The sequence below is a fragment of the Brevundimonas sp. M1A4_2e genome, assembly GCF_053345555.1.
Genome location: NZ_JBKFAI010000003.1, coordinates 387,889 through 403,999 on the forward strand (window position 1 = coordinate 387,889; position 16,111 = coordinate 403,999).

15 protein-coding genes are annotated in these 16,111 nt (G+C 68.9%); 5 read left to right on the forward strand and 10 right to left on the reverse strand.

The window, feature by feature from the left end:
* Positions 1 to 46: 46 nt before the first annotated feature.
* From ACLBV5_RS08820 to ACLBV5_RS08840, 5 genes are all read right to left on the reverse strand, one after another.
* Positions 47 to 844 (reverse strand): succinate dehydrogenase iron-sulfur subunit, encoded by a 798-nt coding sequence (locus ACLBV5_RS08820; RefSeq protein WP_024354433.1) that lies wholly within the window; start codon positions 842 to 844, stop codon positions 47 to 49.
* 12 nt (positions 845 to 856) lie between these two features.
* Positions 857 to 2,641 carry a succinate dehydrogenase flavoprotein subunit gene (gene sdhA, locus ACLBV5_RS08825; protein WP_025976499.1) on the reverse strand — a complete coding sequence of 595 codons (1,785 nt, stop codon included), beginning with the start codon at positions 2,639 to 2,641 and terminating at the stop codon, positions 857 to 859.
* Positions 2,642 to 2,647: 6 nt separating this feature from the next.
* Complete coding sequence (locus tag ACLBV5_RS08830) at positions 2,648 to 3,043, reverse strand: succinate dehydrogenase, hydrophobic membrane anchor protein (RefSeq protein ID WP_447605429.1); 396 nt, start codon at positions 3,041 to 3,043, stop codon at positions 2,648 to 2,650.
* Positions 3,040 to 3,501: a succinate dehydrogenase, cytochrome b556 subunit gene (gene sdhC, locus ACLBV5_RS08835; protein ID WP_312444813.1), complete on the reverse strand. Its 462-nt coding sequence runs from the start codon at positions 3,499 to 3,501 to the stop codon at positions 3,040 to 3,042. The genes ACLBV5_RS08830 and sdhC overlap by 4 nt, the downstream gene beginning before the upstream one ends.
* 128 nt (positions 3,502 to 3,629) lie before the next feature.
* On the reverse strand, positions 3,630 to 4,055 hold the full coding sequence (locus ACLBV5_RS08840) for an HIT domain-containing protein (RefSeq protein ID WP_134582000.1): 426 nt from the start codon (positions 4,053 to 4,055) through the stop codon (positions 3,630 to 3,632).
* A gap of 141 nt (positions 4,056 to 4,196) precedes the next feature.
* On the opposite strand from ACLBV5_RS08840, the gene mdh reads away from it, so the two are divergent.
* Complete coding sequence (gene mdh, locus ACLBV5_RS08845; protein ID WP_253120966.1) at positions 4,197 to 5,159, forward strand: malate dehydrogenase; 963 nt, start codon at positions 4,197 to 4,199, stop codon at positions 5,157 to 5,159.
* A gap of 353 nt (positions 5,160 to 5,512) precedes the next feature.
* Here the strand turns inward: mdh and zapE are convergent, their stop codons facing one another.
* A complete protein-coding gene (gene zapE, locus ACLBV5_RS08850) occupies positions 5,513 to 6,625 on the reverse strand; it encodes a cell division protein ZapE (RefSeq protein WP_303704945.1) in 1,113 nt (370 codons plus the stop codon).
* A 149-nt stretch (positions 6,626 to 6,774) separates the two neighbouring features.
* Between zapE and ACLBV5_RS08855 the strand changes: the two genes are divergently transcribed.
* The 3 genes from ACLBV5_RS08855 to ACLBV5_RS08865 all read left to right on the forward strand — a co-directional run bounded on the left by ACLBV5_RS08855 (position 6,775) and on the right by ACLBV5_RS08865 (position 9,546).
* The gene (locus ACLBV5_RS08855) at positions 6,775 to 7,821 is read left to right on the forward strand and encodes an aspartate-semialdehyde dehydrogenase (RefSeq protein WP_025976505.1); all 1,047 of its coding nucleotides are present in this window, start codon (positions 6,775 to 6,777) and stop codon (positions 7,819 to 7,821) included.
* 105 nt (positions 7,822 to 7,926) lie between these two features.
* Entirely contained in the window at positions 7,927 to 8,931 is a 1,005-nt protein-coding gene (rarD, locus tag ACLBV5_RS08860) for an EamA family transporter RarD (protein ID WP_134582003.1), read from the forward strand.
* A 33-nt stretch (positions 8,932 to 8,964) separates the two neighbouring features.
* Positions 8,965 to 9,546 (forward strand): YybH family protein, encoded by a 582-nt coding sequence (locus ACLBV5_RS08865; protein ID WP_134582004.1) that lies wholly within the window; start codon positions 8,965 to 8,967, stop codon positions 9,544 to 9,546.
* A 159-nt stretch (positions 9,547 to 9,705) separates the two neighbouring features.
* Here ACLBV5_RS08865 and ACLBV5_RS08870 read toward each other — a convergent pair whose 3' ends face one another.
* The 3 genes from ACLBV5_RS08870 to ACLBV5_RS08880 form a co-directional block, all read right to left on the reverse strand.
* Positions 9,706 to 10,851: a serine hydrolase domain-containing protein gene (locus ACLBV5_RS08870; protein WP_447605430.1), complete on the reverse strand. Its 1,146-nt coding sequence runs from the start codon at positions 10,849 to 10,851 to the stop codon at positions 9,706 to 9,708.
* Positions 10,852 to 10,882: 31 nt separating this feature from the next.
* Complete coding sequence (locus tag ACLBV5_RS08875; protein ID WP_447605431.1) at positions 10,883 to 12,535, reverse strand: M28 family peptidase; 1,653 nt, start codon at positions 12,533 to 12,535, stop codon at positions 10,883 to 10,885.
* Between the two features lie 72 nt (positions 12,536 to 12,607).
* Entirely contained in the window at positions 12,608 to 13,822 is a 1,215-nt protein-coding gene (locus ACLBV5_RS08880) for an NAD(P)/FAD-dependent oxidoreductase (RefSeq protein ID WP_447605432.1), read from the reverse strand.
* A gap of 47 nt (positions 13,823 to 13,869) precedes the next feature.
* Here ACLBV5_RS08880 and greA point away from each other — a divergent pair, with 47 nt between their 5' ends.
* Positions 13,870 to 14,352: a transcription elongation factor GreA gene (greA, locus tag ACLBV5_RS08885; protein ID WP_447605433.1), complete on the forward strand. Its 483-nt coding sequence runs from the start codon at positions 13,870 to 13,872 to the stop codon at positions 14,350 to 14,352.
* A gap of 14 nt (positions 14,353 to 14,366) precedes the next feature.
* On the opposite strand, the gene ACLBV5_RS08890 is transcribed toward greA, so the two are convergent.
* Positions 14,367 to 16,007: a leucyl aminopeptidase family protein gene (locus tag ACLBV5_RS08890; RefSeq protein WP_447605434.1), complete on the reverse strand. Its 1,641-nt coding sequence runs from the start codon at positions 16,005 to 16,007 to the stop codon at positions 14,367 to 14,369.
* Positions 16,008 to 16,111 lie beyond the last annotated feature (104 nt).

Here is a 16,111-nt window from a genome sequence, read left to right on the forward strand (position 1 = left end):
GCGTCAGCGGCGCCGGGGGCTTTCAGTTTTAGCCTGATCGGCTGGATCAGGCGGCGGTCTTCTTGCGCGACGGCGAGACCATCAGCTTCTTGGTCTCGGCGATCGCCTTGGCCGGGTTCAGCCCCTTGGGGCAGACCTGGGCGCAGTTCATGATCGTGTGGCAGCGATACAGCTTGAAGGGGTCCTCGAGGTCGTCGAGGCGCTTCTGGGTGGCGTCGTCACGGCTGTCGGCGATCCAGCGATAGGACTGCAGCAGGGCCGCCGGGCCGAGGTATTCTTCCTGGTTCCACCAGTAGCTCGGGCACGAGGTCGAGCAGCAGGCGCACAGGATGCACTCGTAAAGGCCGTCCAGCTTTTCGCGGTCTTCCGGCGATTGCAGGCGCTCCTTCTCCGGGTCCGGCAGGTCGGACTGGAGGTAGGGCTGGATGGAGTCGTACTGGGCGTAGAACAGCGACAGGTCCGTCACCAGGTCCTTCACCACCGGCTGGTGGGGCAGGGGGGCGATGGTGATGTTGTGCGACGAGCACTCGGCCCAGCCCTTGGTGCAGGCCAGGGCGTTGCGGCCGTCGACGTTCATCGAGCACGAGCCGCAGATGCCTTCACGGCACGAACGGCGGAACGACAGGGTGGGGTCGATCTCGTTCTTGATGTGGATCAGGGCGTCCAGAAGCATCGGGCCGTGATCGTCGGCCGAGACCTCATAGACGTCCCAGCGCGGATCGGCGTCCGTTTCCGGGTCGTAGCGATAGACCTTGTAGGTCTTGACGTTCTTCGCGCCGGCCGGGGCCTTGTGGACCTTGCCGGTCGTGGGCTTGGAGCCCCGCGGGAGGTTGAGCTGAACCATCTGCAATCCTCCTTAGTACACCCGAGCCCGGGGCTCGATGTAAGAGACCTCGTCGGTCATCGTGTATTTGTGCACCGGGCGATAATCGATCTGGACGCCCTCGCCCGGACGCTTCCACGCCAGGGTGTGCTTCATCCAGTTCTCGTCGTCGCGGTCGGGGAAGTCCTCGCGGGCGTGGGCGCCGCGCGATTCAGTGCGGTTCAGCGCGCCTTCGATGGTCACCAGCGCCTGCGAGATCAGGTTGTCGTATTCCAGCGTCTCGACTAGGTCGGTGTTCCAGATCAGGCCGCGATCCGTGGTCTTGATGTCGGCGCCGGCGGCCTCGATCGAGCGCAGCTTGGCCACGCCTTCTTCAAGGGTCTTGCCGGTGCGGAACACGGCCGCGTCGGCCTGCATGGCGCGCTGCATGTCTAGACGCAGGTGAGCGGTCGGGGTCGAACCCGAGGCGTTGCGGAAGCGGTCCAGGCGCGCGATGTGCTGGTCGGTCTGGGCCTTGGAGGCCGAAGGCACGGCCGAGTTCTTGTCCACGACCTCGCCGCAGCGCAGGCCGACGGCGCGGCCGAACACCACCAGGTCGGTCAAGGAGTTGGAGCCCAGGCGGTTGGCGCCGTGCACCGAGACGCAGCCCGCCTCGCCCACGGCCATCAGGCCCGGCACCACGCTGTCGGGGTTGCCGTCGCGCAGGGTCAGCACCTCGCCGTGATAGTTCGTCGGGATGCCGCCCATGTTGTAGTGGACGGTCGGAATGACCGGGATCGGCTCCTTGGTCACATCCACGCCGGCGAAGATCTTGGCCGATTCCGAGATGCCCGGCAGGCGCGCGTGCAGCACGGCCGGATCAAGGTGATCCAGGTGCAGGAAGATGTGGTCCTTGTTCGGGCCCACGCCGCGGCCTTCGCGGATTTCGATGGTCATGGAGCGACTGACCATGTCGCGCGGGGCCAGGTCCTTCACAGTCGGCGCATAGCGCTCCATGAAGCGCTCGCCTTCGGAGTTGGTCAGGTAGCCGCCCTCGCCGCGTGCGCCTTCGGTGATCAGGCAGCCGGCGCCGTAGATGCCGGTCGGGTGGAACTGCACGAACTCCATGTCCTGCAGCGGCAGGCCGGCGCGCAGCACCATGGCGTTGCCGTCGCCGGTGCAGGTGTGGGCCGAGGTGGCCGAGAAATAGGCGCGGCCGTAACCGCCGGTCGCCAGCACCACCATCTTGGCGCGGAACTGGTGCAGCTGGCCGGTGTCGAGCTGAAGCGCGGTGACGCCGGTGCAGGCGCCGTCCTGCATGATCAGGTCCAGGGCGAAGTATTCGACGAAGAACTTCACTTCCCGGCGGACCGACTGGCCGTACAGGGTGTGCAGGATGGCGTGACCGGTGCGGTCGGCGGCGGCGCAGGTGCGCTGCACCGGGCCTTCGCCGAAGTTGCGGGTCATGCCGCCGAAGGCGCGCTGATAGATCTTGCCTTCGTCGGTGCGGCTGAAGGGCACGCCCCAGTGTTCCAGCTCATAGACGGCCTGGGGCGCGTTGCGGACCAGGTATTCGATGGCGTCCTGGTCGCCCAGCCAGTCCGACCCCTTGACGGTGTCGTACATGTGCCACTGCCAGCTGTCCTCGCCCATGTTGCCCAGCGAAGCGGAGATGCCGCCTTGCGCCGCCACGGTATGCGAGCGGGTCGGGAAGACCTTGGTGACGCAGGCGACCTTCAGGCCCTGCTGGGCGGCGCCGAGGGCCGCGCGCAGGCCCGAGCCGCCGGCGCCGACGACGACGACGTCGTATTCGTGATCAATAAGCTCGTAAGCAGCCATGGCGGATCAGACTCCGGCCGGCAGCGGGGCCGAGCCCAGCGCCAGACGCACGATGAAGAAGATGCTGGCGGCCGCCAGCACGAGGAAGACCAGGTTCGAAACCAGGATCAGGCCGGAGCGGGAACCGGCGGGGAGGTAGTCCTCGATGATCACCTTCCAGGCCAGGCTGGCGAACAGGCAGAAGACCGCCGCCGTCACGGCCGCAAGCCCGGCGTTCAGCGTGCTGCCGAACCAGGCGACGACCGCGCCGTAATCGGCGCCCGCCAGGGTGAAGCCCGACGACAGGACCCACAGGCCCAGCGGCATCAGGGCCAGCAGCGCCAGCTTCTCGACTTTCCATTCCGAGGCGCCGTGACGCTCGGAGATTTTCACATTGTTCTTGAACTTGGGGGCGGCGCTCACAGCGAAACCTTTCCAGCAGCGAACAGCACGACCCAGAACAGGACGGCCAGGACGATCGGGCCCCAGACGGCGATCTGAGCCAGCAGGTTGGCCGACTTGATGGTCAGGCCGCGACCCGCGTCGTTGATCAGGTGGCGGGCGCCGTTCAGCAGGAAGGAGAACAGCACCCACGTCAGGCCGAACCAGATGAACAGGCCGAACGGCGAGCCCGAGACGGCGGCGACCGAGGCGAAGGCGTCCGGCCCCGAGGCGGCGGCGGCGACCCAGCCCAGCAGCAGGACCGCGCCCACGCTGGCCGCGCCGATGGTGACGCGGAACAGGATCGACGCGACCATGGTCATGTGCCAGCGCCAGATATCGGTGAAGGGCGACATCGGTGCGACGTGCCCGTTGGGGTGACGGACGTAGCGGCCCGTCCGGTCGCCAGTTTCGCCCGCAGCCGGGGGAGTGTTCGACATGCGAATGATTCTCAAAAAACCCGAGGAATTTCAGGGCCGGATTGCAGTGCAACAGGCTTTAGTGACGCGGACGGGGGGGTGTCAACGAAGCGGGCCGATTCCCGTCAAGTTCTGCCTGCGAACGCCAATCAAAAGGCCGCGATATGCGACAGCGCCGTTTGGCGCGTCGCCGTCGTGCACGGAACCGCCCCCGGCCGCCCCCAGACCGGGTCAGGCCACAGCGGATCGTCACGGCGACGCCCGACCACGTGAATGTGAAGCTGGGCGGTGACATTGCCCAGGGCGGCGACGTTCAGCTTGTCCGCCGGTTGATCGCGCAGAGCGCCCAGTTCGCGCACCAAGGCCCCGGCCCGCACGATTTCTTCGGTGAGCAGGGCGCGCTGGTCCGGCGACAGATCCTCAAGTTCCACCGCCCCGGCCACGCGGGGCAGCAGGATCAACCACGGGAAACGGGCGTCGTCCTGAAAGCGGATCTGGCACAGCGGCCAGTCGGCGGCGAAGACGGAGGCCGCCTCAAAGGCGGGATCGGCGCGGAAGTCTAAAGGCGAGATCATGGGGAACCGTGACAGCCGCCGGCGGGGGGCGCAACGACGAAAGCCGTATCCCCGAACGCTTGCCGCGACCCGCCGACAGGTCTAGACCGCCGTTCCAGCGACTACCGTTTCGCACACGCAATATCGACTGGAGAGACCTGAATGGCTCGCGCGAAGATCGCCCTCATCGGCGCCGGAATGATCGGCGGAACCCTGGCCCATGTGGCCGCGCGCGAAGCGCTGGGCGACGTCATCCTGTTCGACATCGCCGAAGGCACGCCGCAAGGCAAAGCCCTCGACATCGCTGAAGCCTCGGCCGTCTTCGGTCAGGACGTGGCCCTGAAGGGCGCCAACGACTACGCCGACATCGCGGGCGCCGACGTCTGCATCGTCACCGCCGGCGTGCCGCGCAAGCCGGGCATGAGCCGCGACGATCTGATCGGCATCAATCTGAAAGTGATGAAGGCCGTCGGCGAGGGCATCAAGCAGCACGCGCCCAACGCCTTCGTCATCTGCATCACCAACCCGCTCGACGCCATGGTCTGGGCCCTGCAGAAGTTCTCGGGCCTGCCCAAGGAGAAGGTCATCGGCATGGCCGGCGTGCTGGACTCGGCCCGCTTCGCCTATTTCCTGGCTGAAAAGACCGGCGTGTCGGTGCAGGACATCCACGCCTGGACCCTGGGCGGCCACGGCGACGACATGGTGCCGATGGTGCGCCACTCGACGGTCGGCGGCCTGCCGCTGCCGGACGCCGTCGCGGCGGGCTTCCTGAGCCAGGCCGACCTGGACGCCATCGTCGAGCGCACCCGCAAGGGCGGCGGCGAGATCGTCGCCCTGCTGAAGACCGGCTCGGCCTTCTACGCCCCGGCTGAATCCGCCATCGCCATGGCCAAGTCCTACCTGCTGGACCAGAAGCGCGTCCTGCCGTGCGCCGTCTGGCTGTCGGGCGAGTACGGCCTGTCGGACCTCTACGTCGGCGTTCCGGCGATGATCGGCGCGAACGGCGTCGAGAAGATCGTCGAGTTCACCACCAACGACGATGAGAAGGCGATGTTCGCCAAGTCGGTCGCCTCGGTCCAGGGCCTGATCCAGGCCTGTAAGGATATCGACTCCTCGCTGGCCTAAGGCCGGCGGGCGCTATCGCGCGGCTCGCGGAGCCGCGCTGCTTGAGCGCCAATCAGGCCGCGTCGGGTCGAGAAGGCGACGCCTTCTGACCGCGGCCGGACTAAAAATGAGAAGGGCCGCATTTCCGAGTGCGGCCCTTTTTCGTGGGCGTGTTCGCCCACCTGCGTTGACCCCTGCCTCGCCGTCATCCTCGGGCTTGACCCGAGGATCGAGCGTTCAGCGGGCGGGAGGGCGGACAGGGCGCGGGCTATAGGACGCCGCGAACAGGTGGATGGCCCGATCCTCGGGTCAAGCCCGAGGATGACGGAGGATGGGGGGCTGCGTTTCGGCCGGGATGAGCGGAAGGGGGAGGCTCAGGCCGCCTCGGCTTCCTGGCGCTGCTCCAGCCAGTCCTCGCTCTGCATCTCGTTGAAGCGCGACACCGTCCGCTCGAACTCGAAGGCGCCGACGCCTTCGACATAGAGGGCCTCCGGAGCGGCTTGGGCCAGGACGACCAGGCGGGTCCTGGCCTCGTAGAGGGCGTCCACCAGCGTCACCAGACGGCGCGCCTCGTGGTGGTTGGCCGGGCTGAGCAGGGGCACGTCAGCCAGGAACAGGGTGTGGAAGCGCCGGGCGACGGCCAGATAGTCCTGCGGCCCCAGCGGGCGGCCGCATAGCTCGTCAAAGGTCGCGCGCGCCATGGCGCCGACCGTACGCTCCAGCTTCACCTCGCGGCCGAGCACCGGCAGGGCGATGGGCTCCTCCGTCTCGCCGCCCTTCAGGTCCGACCACAGGGTCTCGAAGCCCTGCCGCGCCTCGGCGTCCAGCGGCGAGAACCAGACCTTGGCCCCGGCCATGCGGTCCAGGCGGAAGTCGCGGGCGCCGGCCGTCTCGACTACGTCGCAGCGCTGACGGAGGATGTCGATGAAGGGCAGGAAGAGCTGGCGGTTGATGCCGTTCTTGTAGAGGTCTTCGGGCGCGCGGTTCGAGGTGACGGCCAGCACCACCTTCTTCTCGAACAGGGCCTCGAACAGACGGCCCAGGATCATGGCGTCGGCGATGTCCGTGACCTGCAACTCGTCGAAGCACAGCAGCCGGGCCTCGGAGGCGATCAGGGCGGCGATCGGCGGAATGGGGTCGTCGCCCCGGCTGGTCCCAAACACCTCCTTGCGGCTGCGCGCCGTGCCGTCGCGCCACTGTTTCACCAGGTCGTGGATGCGCGCCATGAAGGCGTGGAAGTGGGCCCGCACCTTCTTCTGCTCGGGCGTCGAGGAATAGAAGAGGTCCATCAGCATGGACTTGCCGCGTCCGGGCGGGCCCCAGATGTAGATGCCGCGCACGGCCGGCTGGGCGCCGAACAGCCCCTTCTTCGACAGGTCGGTCTCCAGCCGTTCAAGCGCGCCGATCAGGGCGGCCTGGGCCGGCTCGGGCGTGATCACGCCTTCTTCCACGCGGATGTCGTAGGCGTTGCGGATGCGGGAGGTCATGCCCAGCAGATAGCCCCCCGACAGGGCCGGGGAAAGGCGGTCGCCGTTTCCGGCGTCGATTTGGAGGATTCCGGTTGCTTCACGGCTGCGAAGGACCCAAATGCAGAAGCGTTTCTCCCAAACGCCCCCGTACAAAGGATGATTTCATCATGGGCTATCGCGTCGCCGTCGTAGGCGCCACCGGCAATGTCGGCCGGGAAATTCTGGCCATTCTCGAAGAACTGAACTTTCCCGTCGAGAAAATGCACGCGATCGCCTCCCGAAAATCCAAGGGCGTCGAGGTCTCCTTCGGCGATCGCACCATCAAGTGCGAGGACATCGAACAGTTCGACTTCTCCAGCGTCGACCTGGTGCTGATGAGCGCCGGCGGCGCGGTGTCGCGCGAGTGGTCCGAGAAGATCGGCAAGGCCGGCCCCATCGTCATCGACAACTCCTCGGCCTTCCGCCAGGACCCGGACGTGCCGCTGATCGTGCCGGAAGTGAACCCGGACGACGCCAAGCTGGCGCGCAAGAAGAACATCGTCGCCAACCCCAACTGCTCGACCGCCCAACTGGTGGTGGCGCTCAAGCCGCTGCACGACGCGGCCAAGATCAAGCGCGTCGTCGTCTCGACCTACCAGTCCGTGTCGGGCGCCGGTAAGGAAGGCATGGACGAGCTGTGGAACCAGACCAAGGCCATCTACGGCCTGGGCGACGCCACGCCCAAGAAGTTCCCCAAGCAGATCGCCTTCAACGTCATCCCCTACATCGGCTCGTTCCGCGACGACGGCTATACCGACGAAGAGGCCAAGATGTGGGAGGAGACGCACAAGATGCTCGATCCCTCGATCAAGCTGACCGTCACCTGCGTGCGCGTGCCGGTCTTCGTCGGGCACTCCGAAGCGGTGACGGTCGAGTTCGACCGTCCGATCGCGCCGGACGAGGCGCGCGAAATCCTGCGCGAGGCGCCCGGCGTCCAGGTCATCGATAAGCAGGAACACGACGGCTACATCACCCCGGTCGACGCGGCGGGCGAGCACGCCGTCTATGTGTCGCGCATCCGCAAGGACCCGACCGTCGAGCACGGCCTGTCGTTCTGGGTGGTGTCCGACAACCTGCGCAAGGGCGCGGCCCTGAACGCCGTGCAGATCGCCCAACTGCTGGACGAGACCGGCGTCATCACCCCGTCGAGCGGCTATCGCACTTTGACGGTCTAAGAAGCCCTAACGCCTCGCGCGCGGCGCGAGGCTGCTTGAGGGCGGTTTGAGCACTCCATGACCCCGCCGCCTCGGCGATGCGGCGGGGATCGAAAGGTTTCCAGCGTGAGCGCGTCGTCTGCTCCTCCTGCGTCCGAAGCCCGCGCCGCCCTGGGGGCGGGCGTATTCTGCTACCTGATCTGGGGGTTCGTGCCCCTGGTGTTCCAGCAGATGGGCCAGCAGGGGGCGGACGCCTGGGAGATCATGGGGCACCGGGCCGTCTGGGGCCTGGTCTGGGCCGCGCTGCTGGTCATGCTGTCGCGCCAGTGGACGCAGGTCATGGCCGTGCTGCGCCAGCCGAAGGTGCTGGGATGGCTGGCCCTATCCGCTGTGCTGATCGCCGGCAACTGGACCACCTACATCATCGCCGTGAACAACGGGCGGACGCTGGACGCATCGCTCGGCTACTATCTGAACCCGCTGTTGAACATGGCGGCGGGCGCCTGGCTGTTCCGCGAGAAGATCGACTGGGCCGGAAAGATCGCCATGGCTCTGGCGGCGGTCGGGGTGCTGCTGCAGACCATCGCCCTGGGTCATGCGCCCTGGGTGTCCATCATCCTGGCGCTGACGTTCGCGGCCTATGGCGTCATCCGCAAACGCGTCTCGGTCGACGCCCAGACGGGCCTCTTTCTGGAGTGCCTGCTGCTGGCCCTGCCGGGGCTGATCTGGCTGATCCACATCGAAACCAGCGGCGCAGGCCACTTCACCCAGTCGGCCGGTTCGGTCTTCTGGCTTCTGTTCGCCGGACCGGCGACGGTCATCCCCCTGGCCCTGTTCGCCTGGGCGGCGCGGCGGATGCCCCTGTCCAGCATGGGTTTCCTGCAGTTTCTGGCGCCGACCATCGTCTTCATCATCGGCGCGCTTCAGGGCGAGGCTCTGGGGCCGCTGCGCATCGCGTCCTTCGTCTTCATCTGGATCGCCGTGGCCGTCTTCGCGGTCGGCGCCGTTCTGAAGGTGCGCCGCGCCTCCGCCACGGCCGAGACCATTGTCGCGCCTGAACCCGGTCTGCTGGACGACCCGGCCGAGGACCGGATGGACGCCATCGGCGAGAATCCGCCGCCGGCGCGTTGAGGTCTGGCGTCGTCCCGTCCTAAAGAGAGGGGGATGATGATCCGCTCCCGCCTGCTCTCCGCCCTCGCCGTGTCCGTGCTGATCGCCGGGGGGACCTCCGCCTGCGCTCAAAGCAGCGGCGCCCTTGGCGGAGGCGACGACGTGATCCGCACCGCCCGCGCGGGGGTCGCCCGCGAGGCCGCCCCGTCCGCCGCCCCCGGCGCCCCGGCGACCGTCGCCGCGCCGCCGACCACGGCCGAGACCTTCGACGCTGTCAGCGACGCCCTGGACGCGGCCGCCGCCGCCTGGACCTCGGGGCAGGTCGACGCGGTCATGGCCACCTATGTCCACGACGAGCCGCTGCTGGTCTTCCTGGGCGACACCCCGCTGAAGGGGCCCGACAGCGTGCGCGCGGCGCTGGACGCCCGCGCGGCCGAGCCCGGCGGGCTGGGGACGCTGTCCTATGAGTGGTTCGAGACCATGCAGTTCGACGTCAATACGGCGGTGGTTTCAGGTCGGGCGGTGATGACGCGCGGCGGCAAGACCCATCGCGGCCTGTTCACCCGCATCCTGCGCCGCACGGTCGACGGCTGGCTGATCGTGCATGATCAACTGGCCTGGGGGCCGGAGGCCTAGAGGGCCGCGCCTATACCCCGCTCATCCCGGCGGACGCCGGGATCCAGTCCTTTGGCTTCTTTCTCGACCGAGAGCGTTTGGCGCGCCCGGATAATGCGGAAGCGTGTGTTTGTGGCTCTCACTGGATCCCGGCGTCCGCCGGGATGAGCGGATCAAGATTCAGAGCGCGCCGTAAAGAGCCTCGATCAGCCTCAACGCGCGCGGATCGCCGATCAGATGCGGCGACTGGCGCGTCATGACATAGGCGGCCGATACCCCCGCCGCCTGGTCGGCGAACGCCATCGACCCGCCCCAGCCGCAGTGGCCGACCGCCTCGGGGTTGGGGCCGAAGATGTTCAGGCCCTGATTGCGGGTGAAGCCCGCCGCCCAGCTCATGTCGAAGGGCAGCACCTTGTCCGGTCCGTGGATGCGCTCGCGCGTGGCCTGGGCGAGCGTTTCCTCCGACAGCACCGCCCGATGGTCGAGCGCGCCGCCGGTGGCGACGACGGACATCATCCGCGCCAGATCCTTGGCCGTGGCGTGCAGATTGGCCGACGGAATCTCCGCCATCCGCCACTCGGTCGAGCCGCGTCCGCCGGGCGCCGAGCCGCGATCCAGGAAGGCGGCCTTCTTGACCGCGTCGATGGCGCCGAGGTCCGGCGCCGCGGCGGGCTTGCGCAGTTGGGCCACGCGGCCGTGCTCGGCCTCGGGCAGGCCGATCCAAAGGTCCAGATCGAACGGCGGGGCGAAATCTTCGCGCAGGGCCGTACCCATGGTCCGGCCGTCGACGATGCGGAACAGCTCGCCCGCCAGATAGCCGATGGTGATCGGGTGATAGCCGGACGCCGCGCCCGGCGCCCACAGCGGCGTCTGGGCCGCCAGTCTGTCGAGCACCGCCTGACGGTCGAACCAGATGGCCGGCTCCACGCCGTCGGAAAAGCCCGGCAGGCCGGACTGGTGGCTCATCATCTGGCCGACGGTCAGCTGGTCCTTGCCGGCCGCGCCGAAGGCGGGCCAGTGGTCGGCGACCCGGTCCTCATAGGACAGCAGCCCCCTGTCGACGCAGCGCGCGATCATCAGGGCCATCACCGCCTTGCCGGTCGAGAAGACCGGGACCAGCGTGTCCTCGGCGAAAGGCCTGGTCCCCGCCAGATCAGCCGACCCGGCCCACAGGTCCACCGCCACCTCGCCGTCGATGGTCACGCTGAAACGCGCGGCCAGTTCGTTCAGCCCTTCGGGCGCGTCAGTGAAGTTGGCGGCGAAGGCGTCCTTCACCGCATTGAAACGCGGCGGGCAGACGCCGTGGAGGTCGGGGAGGCTGGTCATGGGTGCGGTCTAGCGCTTTGGCGGCTGCGGGTCACTTCCGAGACGACGCCGAGGCGTTGCGGGCGCCTTCGAACTCGTCGCCCGGCTTCCACGCGGGCCAGTCGCGCGAGTTGGCCAGGTCGCGGCCGACTTCGTACAGCAGCTGAACATCGGCGGCGGCGGCGTCCATCTTCCAGTCCGGCGTCCATTCGTCCGTCGGCTGATGATAGCGGTTGGCGACGTAATCGCGGCTGGCTTCGTTGTGGCCTGTGAAGCCGGCGGCGGCGAACAGCGCGGGCACGCCCTTCCTCGCCAGCGGGAAGTGGTCAGAGCGATAGAAGGCCCCCGCGTGCGGCGCTGGGTCGGGGATCAGGCGGCGTCCCTCGCGCGCGGCCAGAACCGCCAGCCGGTCGTCCAGATCATTCTTGCCCGCGCCGATGACGACGATGTTGGGGTCGATCTCGGTCCCGGGCAGCAGGCTGTCCATGTTGATGTTGGCGACCGTCGTCTCCAGCGGCCAGACCGGATTGGCGGCGTAGTATTCGGCGCCAAGCAGACCGGTTTCTTCCGCCGCCCAGCTGATGAAGACGGTCGAGCGCTCGGGGCGCGGCCCCTCGGCGAACAGGCGGGCGATCTCCATGATCCCGGCCACGCCCGTCGCATTGTCCACGGCGCCGTTATAGATGTCGTCGCCGTTCTTGGGCGTCGCGCGGCCATAGGCGTCCCAGTGGGCGCCGAACATGACCGTCTCGTCGGGGTATTTCGTTCCGGGCAGACGGCCGATGACGTTGCGCGTCTCGACCCGATCGGCCTTCTGGCCGAAGTCGATGGACATGGTCACCCCGTCCAGCGCCACGGGGCGGAAGTCCGGCGTGCGCGCCTGATCCTTCAGGGCGGCGAAGTCCAGCCCGGCGTCCTTGAACAGCTGTTCGGCGACGGCGCCCTGAATCCACCCTTGAGCCGCCACGCGCTCCTTGTCCGGGGCGGCGCGGACGATGTCGAACTTGGGCGCGGTCGAGGAATTCTCCAGCGTCGACCAGGGATAGCCCGCGCCCGGCGTGTCGTGGATGACCAGGACGCCCGCCGCCCCATGCGCCGCCGCGACCTGGAACTTATAGGTCCAGCGGCCATAGAAGGTCATGGCCTGACCGTCGAACTTGCCCGCGACCGGATGGCCTTCGAGCGCGCCGAAGTCCGGGTCGTTGACCAGGACCAGCATGATCTTGCCGGTCAGATCGACGCCCTTGTAGTCGTCCCAGCCGCGCTCGGGCGCATCTACGCCATAGCCGACGAAGACCAGCGGCGCATCGGTCAGGCTGATGCGCTCCACCGGCCGGTCGGACGAGACGATCACGTCCTTGGCGCGCTGAAGCTCGGTCGTGCGGCCCTTGGCGGACACGCTGATGGCGGCGGGGCCGTCCTGGCTGGTGCGGCTGACCTGGGCGACCTGAACCCACGAGCCGTTCGGGCCGCCGGGCTCGAGACCGAGCGCCTGGAACTGCTGGCTCAGCCATTCGATGGTGCGGTCCTCGCCAGGCGTGACCGGGGCGCGGCCCTCGAACGCGTCGGAAGCCAGCATGCGGGTCGCTTCGTTCAGCCGGGCCGGGTCGACGCGGCCGGGCTGGGCGCCGGCTTGAGCCAGCGCAGAAGTCGAACACATCAGGGCGGCGATCAGGCCGACGGCGGCGGAACGGGCGAGGGTCATGGGCGGGCTCGACATCTGGGAGGGTCGCGCCACGCTGCCCCCTGAGGGCGCCGCTGTCGACCCCGAAAGGCTTCAGCGTCCGTCCAGCCAGGCGCGCACGGCGTCGGCCGCGACGACGCCTGAGGCGAAGGAGGCCTGCAGCAGATAGCCGCCGGTCGGCGCCTCCCAGTCCAGCATTTCGCCCGCGGCAAAGACGCCGGGCCGCGCTTTCAGCATCAGCCGCTCGTCCACCGAGTCCAGCGTCACGCCCCCGGCCGAGGAGATGGCGCGGCTCAGGCCCTGAACCCCGGTCAGGGCCAGGGCGAGGCCCTTGATCCGGGCGGCCAGTTCGGCGGGGTCGGCGGGCAGGGGGCCGCCTTCGCGCAACAGGGCGACAGCGGCCGCGTCCAGCCGCGCGGCCTTGCGCAGCCAGTTCGACAGACTGTCCTTGCCGCGCGGTTTCGACAGGCGCTGGGTCAGCGCTTCGACGCTTAGGTCGGGCCGAAGATCGAGCGTCAGCGCGGTCGATCCGTCGCGCTCCACCGCCGCGCGCAATGCAGCCGACAGGGCGTAGACGCCGCCGCCTTCGATCCCATAGGCGGCGATCATGGCCTCGCCGCGCACGGTGCGGCCTTGGTGCGTCAGCGCTATCCCTTTCAGCGGCGTTCCGGCGAAGCGGTCGCCGAAGATCGGCGACCACGCGACGTCAAAGCCGACATTGGCGGGCCGGAAGGCGGCCACTTCGGCGCCCGCCTGCTCCAGCGTCGGAACCCACGCTGCGTCCGAGCCCAGCTTCGCCCAGCTGGCGCCGCCCATGGCCAGAATCACGGCGTCGGGGCGCTCGATCCGCTCGCCCTCGGGCGTGTCGAACATCAGGGCCTCGCCCTGCCAGCCGGTCCAGTGCGAGCGGGTACGGACCTCGACGCCCAGCCCTTCCAGCCGCCCCAGCCAGGCGCGCAGCAGGGGAGAGGCCTTCATCGCTTTCGGGAACACCCGACCGGACGAACCGGTGAAGGTGGGCTGGCCCAGCCCCTCGACCCATTCGATCAGGTCGGCGGGCGAAAAGGCGTCCAGCCAGCCCTTGATGCGGGCCTGCGCGGCGGCATCGTAGCGGTTCAGGAACGGCGCGAGCGGTTCCGAATGGGTCAGGTTCAACCCGCCGCGCCCGGCCATCAGCAGCTTGCGGGCGACCGAGGGCATGCGCTCGTGCACGACCACGCGCAGGCCCGCCTGCGCCAGGCGTTCGGCGGCCATCAGCCCGGCGGGACCGGCGCCGATCACGGCGACTGTGGAAGGGGAGGGCGTCATCGCCGCCTTCCTAGCGGGAATGGGCGCCGGGGCCTATGTTGATGGTCATGAGCGTCGCCTTTACCCGAGAAGAAGATCTGGAAGCCACGGCGGCGGACCTGCCGGACCGGCCGATTTCGCCGCATCCCAACCTCGTCACCCCGCAAGGGCTGGCCCAGATCGAGGCCGAACTGGCGGCCGCGCGGGCGGCCTATACGGCGGCTCAGGCGGCGGGCTCCATCGAGGCCGACCGCACCGCCATGGCGAGGGCGACGCGCGACCTGCGCTACTGGTCGGCGCGGCGCAGCACGGCCCAGCTGGTCGAGGCGCCGCCGGACGGCCAGGTCCGCTTCGGCGATACGGTGACGATCGTGCGCGAGGATGGCCGCACCCAGACCTGGCGCATCGTCGGCGAGGACGAGGCCGATCCCGCCCAGAGCAGCGTCAGCCACGTCTCGCCCCTGGCCCAGGCCCTGATGGGCCGGCGCGAGGGGGATGAGGCGACGGTCGCGGGCCAGTCGGTCGAGATCGTCGCCATCAAGGAGGGCTGAGGCTGGGGGCGGCTTTAGTAGCCGCCCGTGCCCTTCTCCTTGGCCACCGGCTGGAAGTCGCGCACGAAGCGCTCCAGCAGACGGACGCTGTAGCCCGCCGAACCGGCCGGCTTGACGTCATTGGCGCCGCCGAAGGCCATGTTGGCGATGTCCAGGTGCGCCCAGGGCGTCTCGGGCCGCGCGAAATAGCCGATGAAGTGGGCGCCGGTGCCCGCGCCCGCGCCGCCGTCGCCCGAGTTCTTGATATCGGCGATGGTCGAAGATGTGGCCCGCACATAGGAGGGGTGCAGCGGCAACTGCCACAGGGTTTCGCCCGTCGCCTCGCCCGCCGTCTTCAGCTGATCGGCCAGGGCGTCGTGACGGCTGAACAGGCCCGCATAGTCGCCGCCCAGTGCGCCGCCGACCGAGCCGGTCAGGGTGGCCACATCGACGATGGCGGCCGGGTTCATCGTCGTGTCGGCCCAGACCACGGCGTCGGCCAGCACCAGACGGCCCTCGGCGTCGGTCGAGACGATCTCGATGGTCTTGCCGTTCATGGCGGTCAGGACGTCGGCGGGGCGGATGGCGTTGCCGCCCGGCATGTTTTCCGACAGGGCGGCGACGGCGACCACGTCCACCGGCGCTCCACCCTTGGCCAGGGCCAGGACGGCGCCGACGACGCTGGCGGCGCCGGACATGTCCATCTTCATATTGCCCATGCCCGAACCGGGCTTCAGCGAGATGCCGCCGGAATCGAAGGTGATGCCCTTGCCCAACAGGGCCACCGGCCCTGCCGACGGCGCGCCCTGACCGCGATAATGCACGGCCAGCATACGCGGCGGACGGGCCGATCCCTGACCCGAGCCGAGGATGGCGCCCATGCCCAGCCGCTGCATCGCCGGCACGTCCAGCACGGTGATCTCGACCCCCGGCACGCCGGCGAAGGCGGCGCGGGCGCGCTCGACGAAGGTCTCTGGATAGATGACGTTGGCCGGTTCATTGGACACGTCGCGGGTCCAGGCCATGGCCTCGACCAGAGCCGCGCCGCGACGATAGTGCGCCTGAGCATTGCCAACGTCGTCGGCCACCACGGTCAGGGCGCCGGGCACCGGACGGTCGCGGCCGGTGGTGACATAGAGGTCCGAGCGGTAGTGGCCGATGCCCAGCCCCGTCGCCAGCTCCGACGCCATATCCGCCGACAGGCCGGTCGCCAGGGCCGTCAGGGCGCCGGGCTGGCTGTTCAGGGCGCGGCCGGCGACGATCCCGGCGGTCTGGATGTCGGCGGCTTTCGGCGTTTCGCCGAGACCCACGATCAGGATGCGATCCCAGCCGCCGACGCCGTGCAGGTTCAGGGTCTGGCGGGGCTTATAGTCGAAGCGGGCGGCGCTGATGGCCGAGGCGATCGCCTGACGCGTGGCGGCGTCCAGGGACGCGCCGCGCGCGTTGAGCTCAGCCTCCGACGCCAGAGGCAGGACCAGGGAGCCAGACGGCGCAGCAGCGGCGGCGAAGGTCACGGCGCGCGCCTGAGCCGGGGCGGCGCGGGCGGGCCAATCGGAACGCTCTGCGACGGGCGCGGCGCGGCGCGATTGCGCCTCGGCCGGGACGGCGACGCTCAGACCGGCGGCGGCGATCAGCGCGGCTGCGGCGAAGGACGGAATACGGGTGGTGCGGCGCATCGATCAGGGCCCCCTCTGTGACGATGAAGGCGCCTTTATGGGCGGGACCGTCACGTGGGAGCAACCGCTCCGCTGACGGAAGGGCGCGACGCCTTGTCGCGCCG

What these genes read in the sequence shown, in the direction of transcription:
- ACLBV5_RS08820 (WP_024354433.1), bottom strand. Translation starts at nt 844, where the DNA reads ATGGTTCAGCTCAACCTCCCGCGGGGCTCCAAGCCCACGACCGGCAAG.
- sdhA (WP_025976499.1), bottom strand. Translation starts at nt 2,641, where the DNA reads ATGGCTGCTTACGAGCTTATTGATCACGAATACGACGTCGTCGTCGTC.
- sdhC (WP_312444813.1), bottom strand. Translation starts at nt 3,501, where the DNA reads ATGTCGAACACTCCCCCGGCTGCGGGCGAAACTGGCGACCGGACGGGC.
- ACLBV5_RS08840 (WP_134582000.1), bottom strand. Translation starts at nt 4,055, where the DNA reads ATGATCTCGCCTTTAGACTTCCGCGCCGATCCCGCCTTTGAGGCGGCC.
- mdh (WP_253120966.1), top strand. Translation starts at nt 4,197, where the DNA reads ATGGCTCGCGCGAAGATCGCCCTCATCGGCGCCGGAATGATCGGCGGA.
- zapE (WP_303704945.1), bottom strand. Translation starts at nt 6,625, where the DNA reads ATGACCTCCCGCATCCGCAACGCCTACGACATCCGCGTGGAAGAAGGC.
- ACLBV5_RS08855 (WP_025976505.1), top strand. Translation starts at nt 6,775, where the DNA reads ATGGGCTATCGCGTCGCCGTCGTAGGCGCCACCGGCAATGTCGGCCGG.
- ACLBV5_RS08865 (WP_134582004.1), top strand. Translation starts at nt 8,965, where the DNA reads ATGATGATCCGCTCCCGCCTGCTCTCCGCCCTCGCCGTGTCCGTGCTG.
- ACLBV5_RS08870 (WP_447605430.1), bottom strand. Translation starts at nt 10,851, where the DNA reads ATGACCAGCCTCCCCGACCTCCACGGCGTCTGCCCGCCGCGTTTCAAT.
- ACLBV5_RS08875 (WP_447605431.1), bottom strand. Translation starts at nt 12,535, where the DNA reads ATGACCCTCGCCCGTTCCGCCGCCGTCGGCCTGATCGCCGCCCTGATG.
- ACLBV5_RS08880 (WP_447605432.1), bottom strand. Translation starts at nt 13,822, where the DNA reads ATGACGCCCTCCCCTTCCACAGTCGCCGTGATCGGCGCCGGTCCCGCC.
- greA (WP_447605433.1), top strand. Translation starts at nt 13,870, where the DNA reads ATGAGCGTCGCCTTTACCCGAGAAGAAGATCTGGAAGCCACGGCGGCG.
- ACLBV5_RS08890 (WP_447605434.1), bottom strand. Translation starts at nt 16,007, where the DNA reads ATGCGCCGCACCACCCGTATTCCGTCCTTCGCCGCAGCCGCGCTGATC.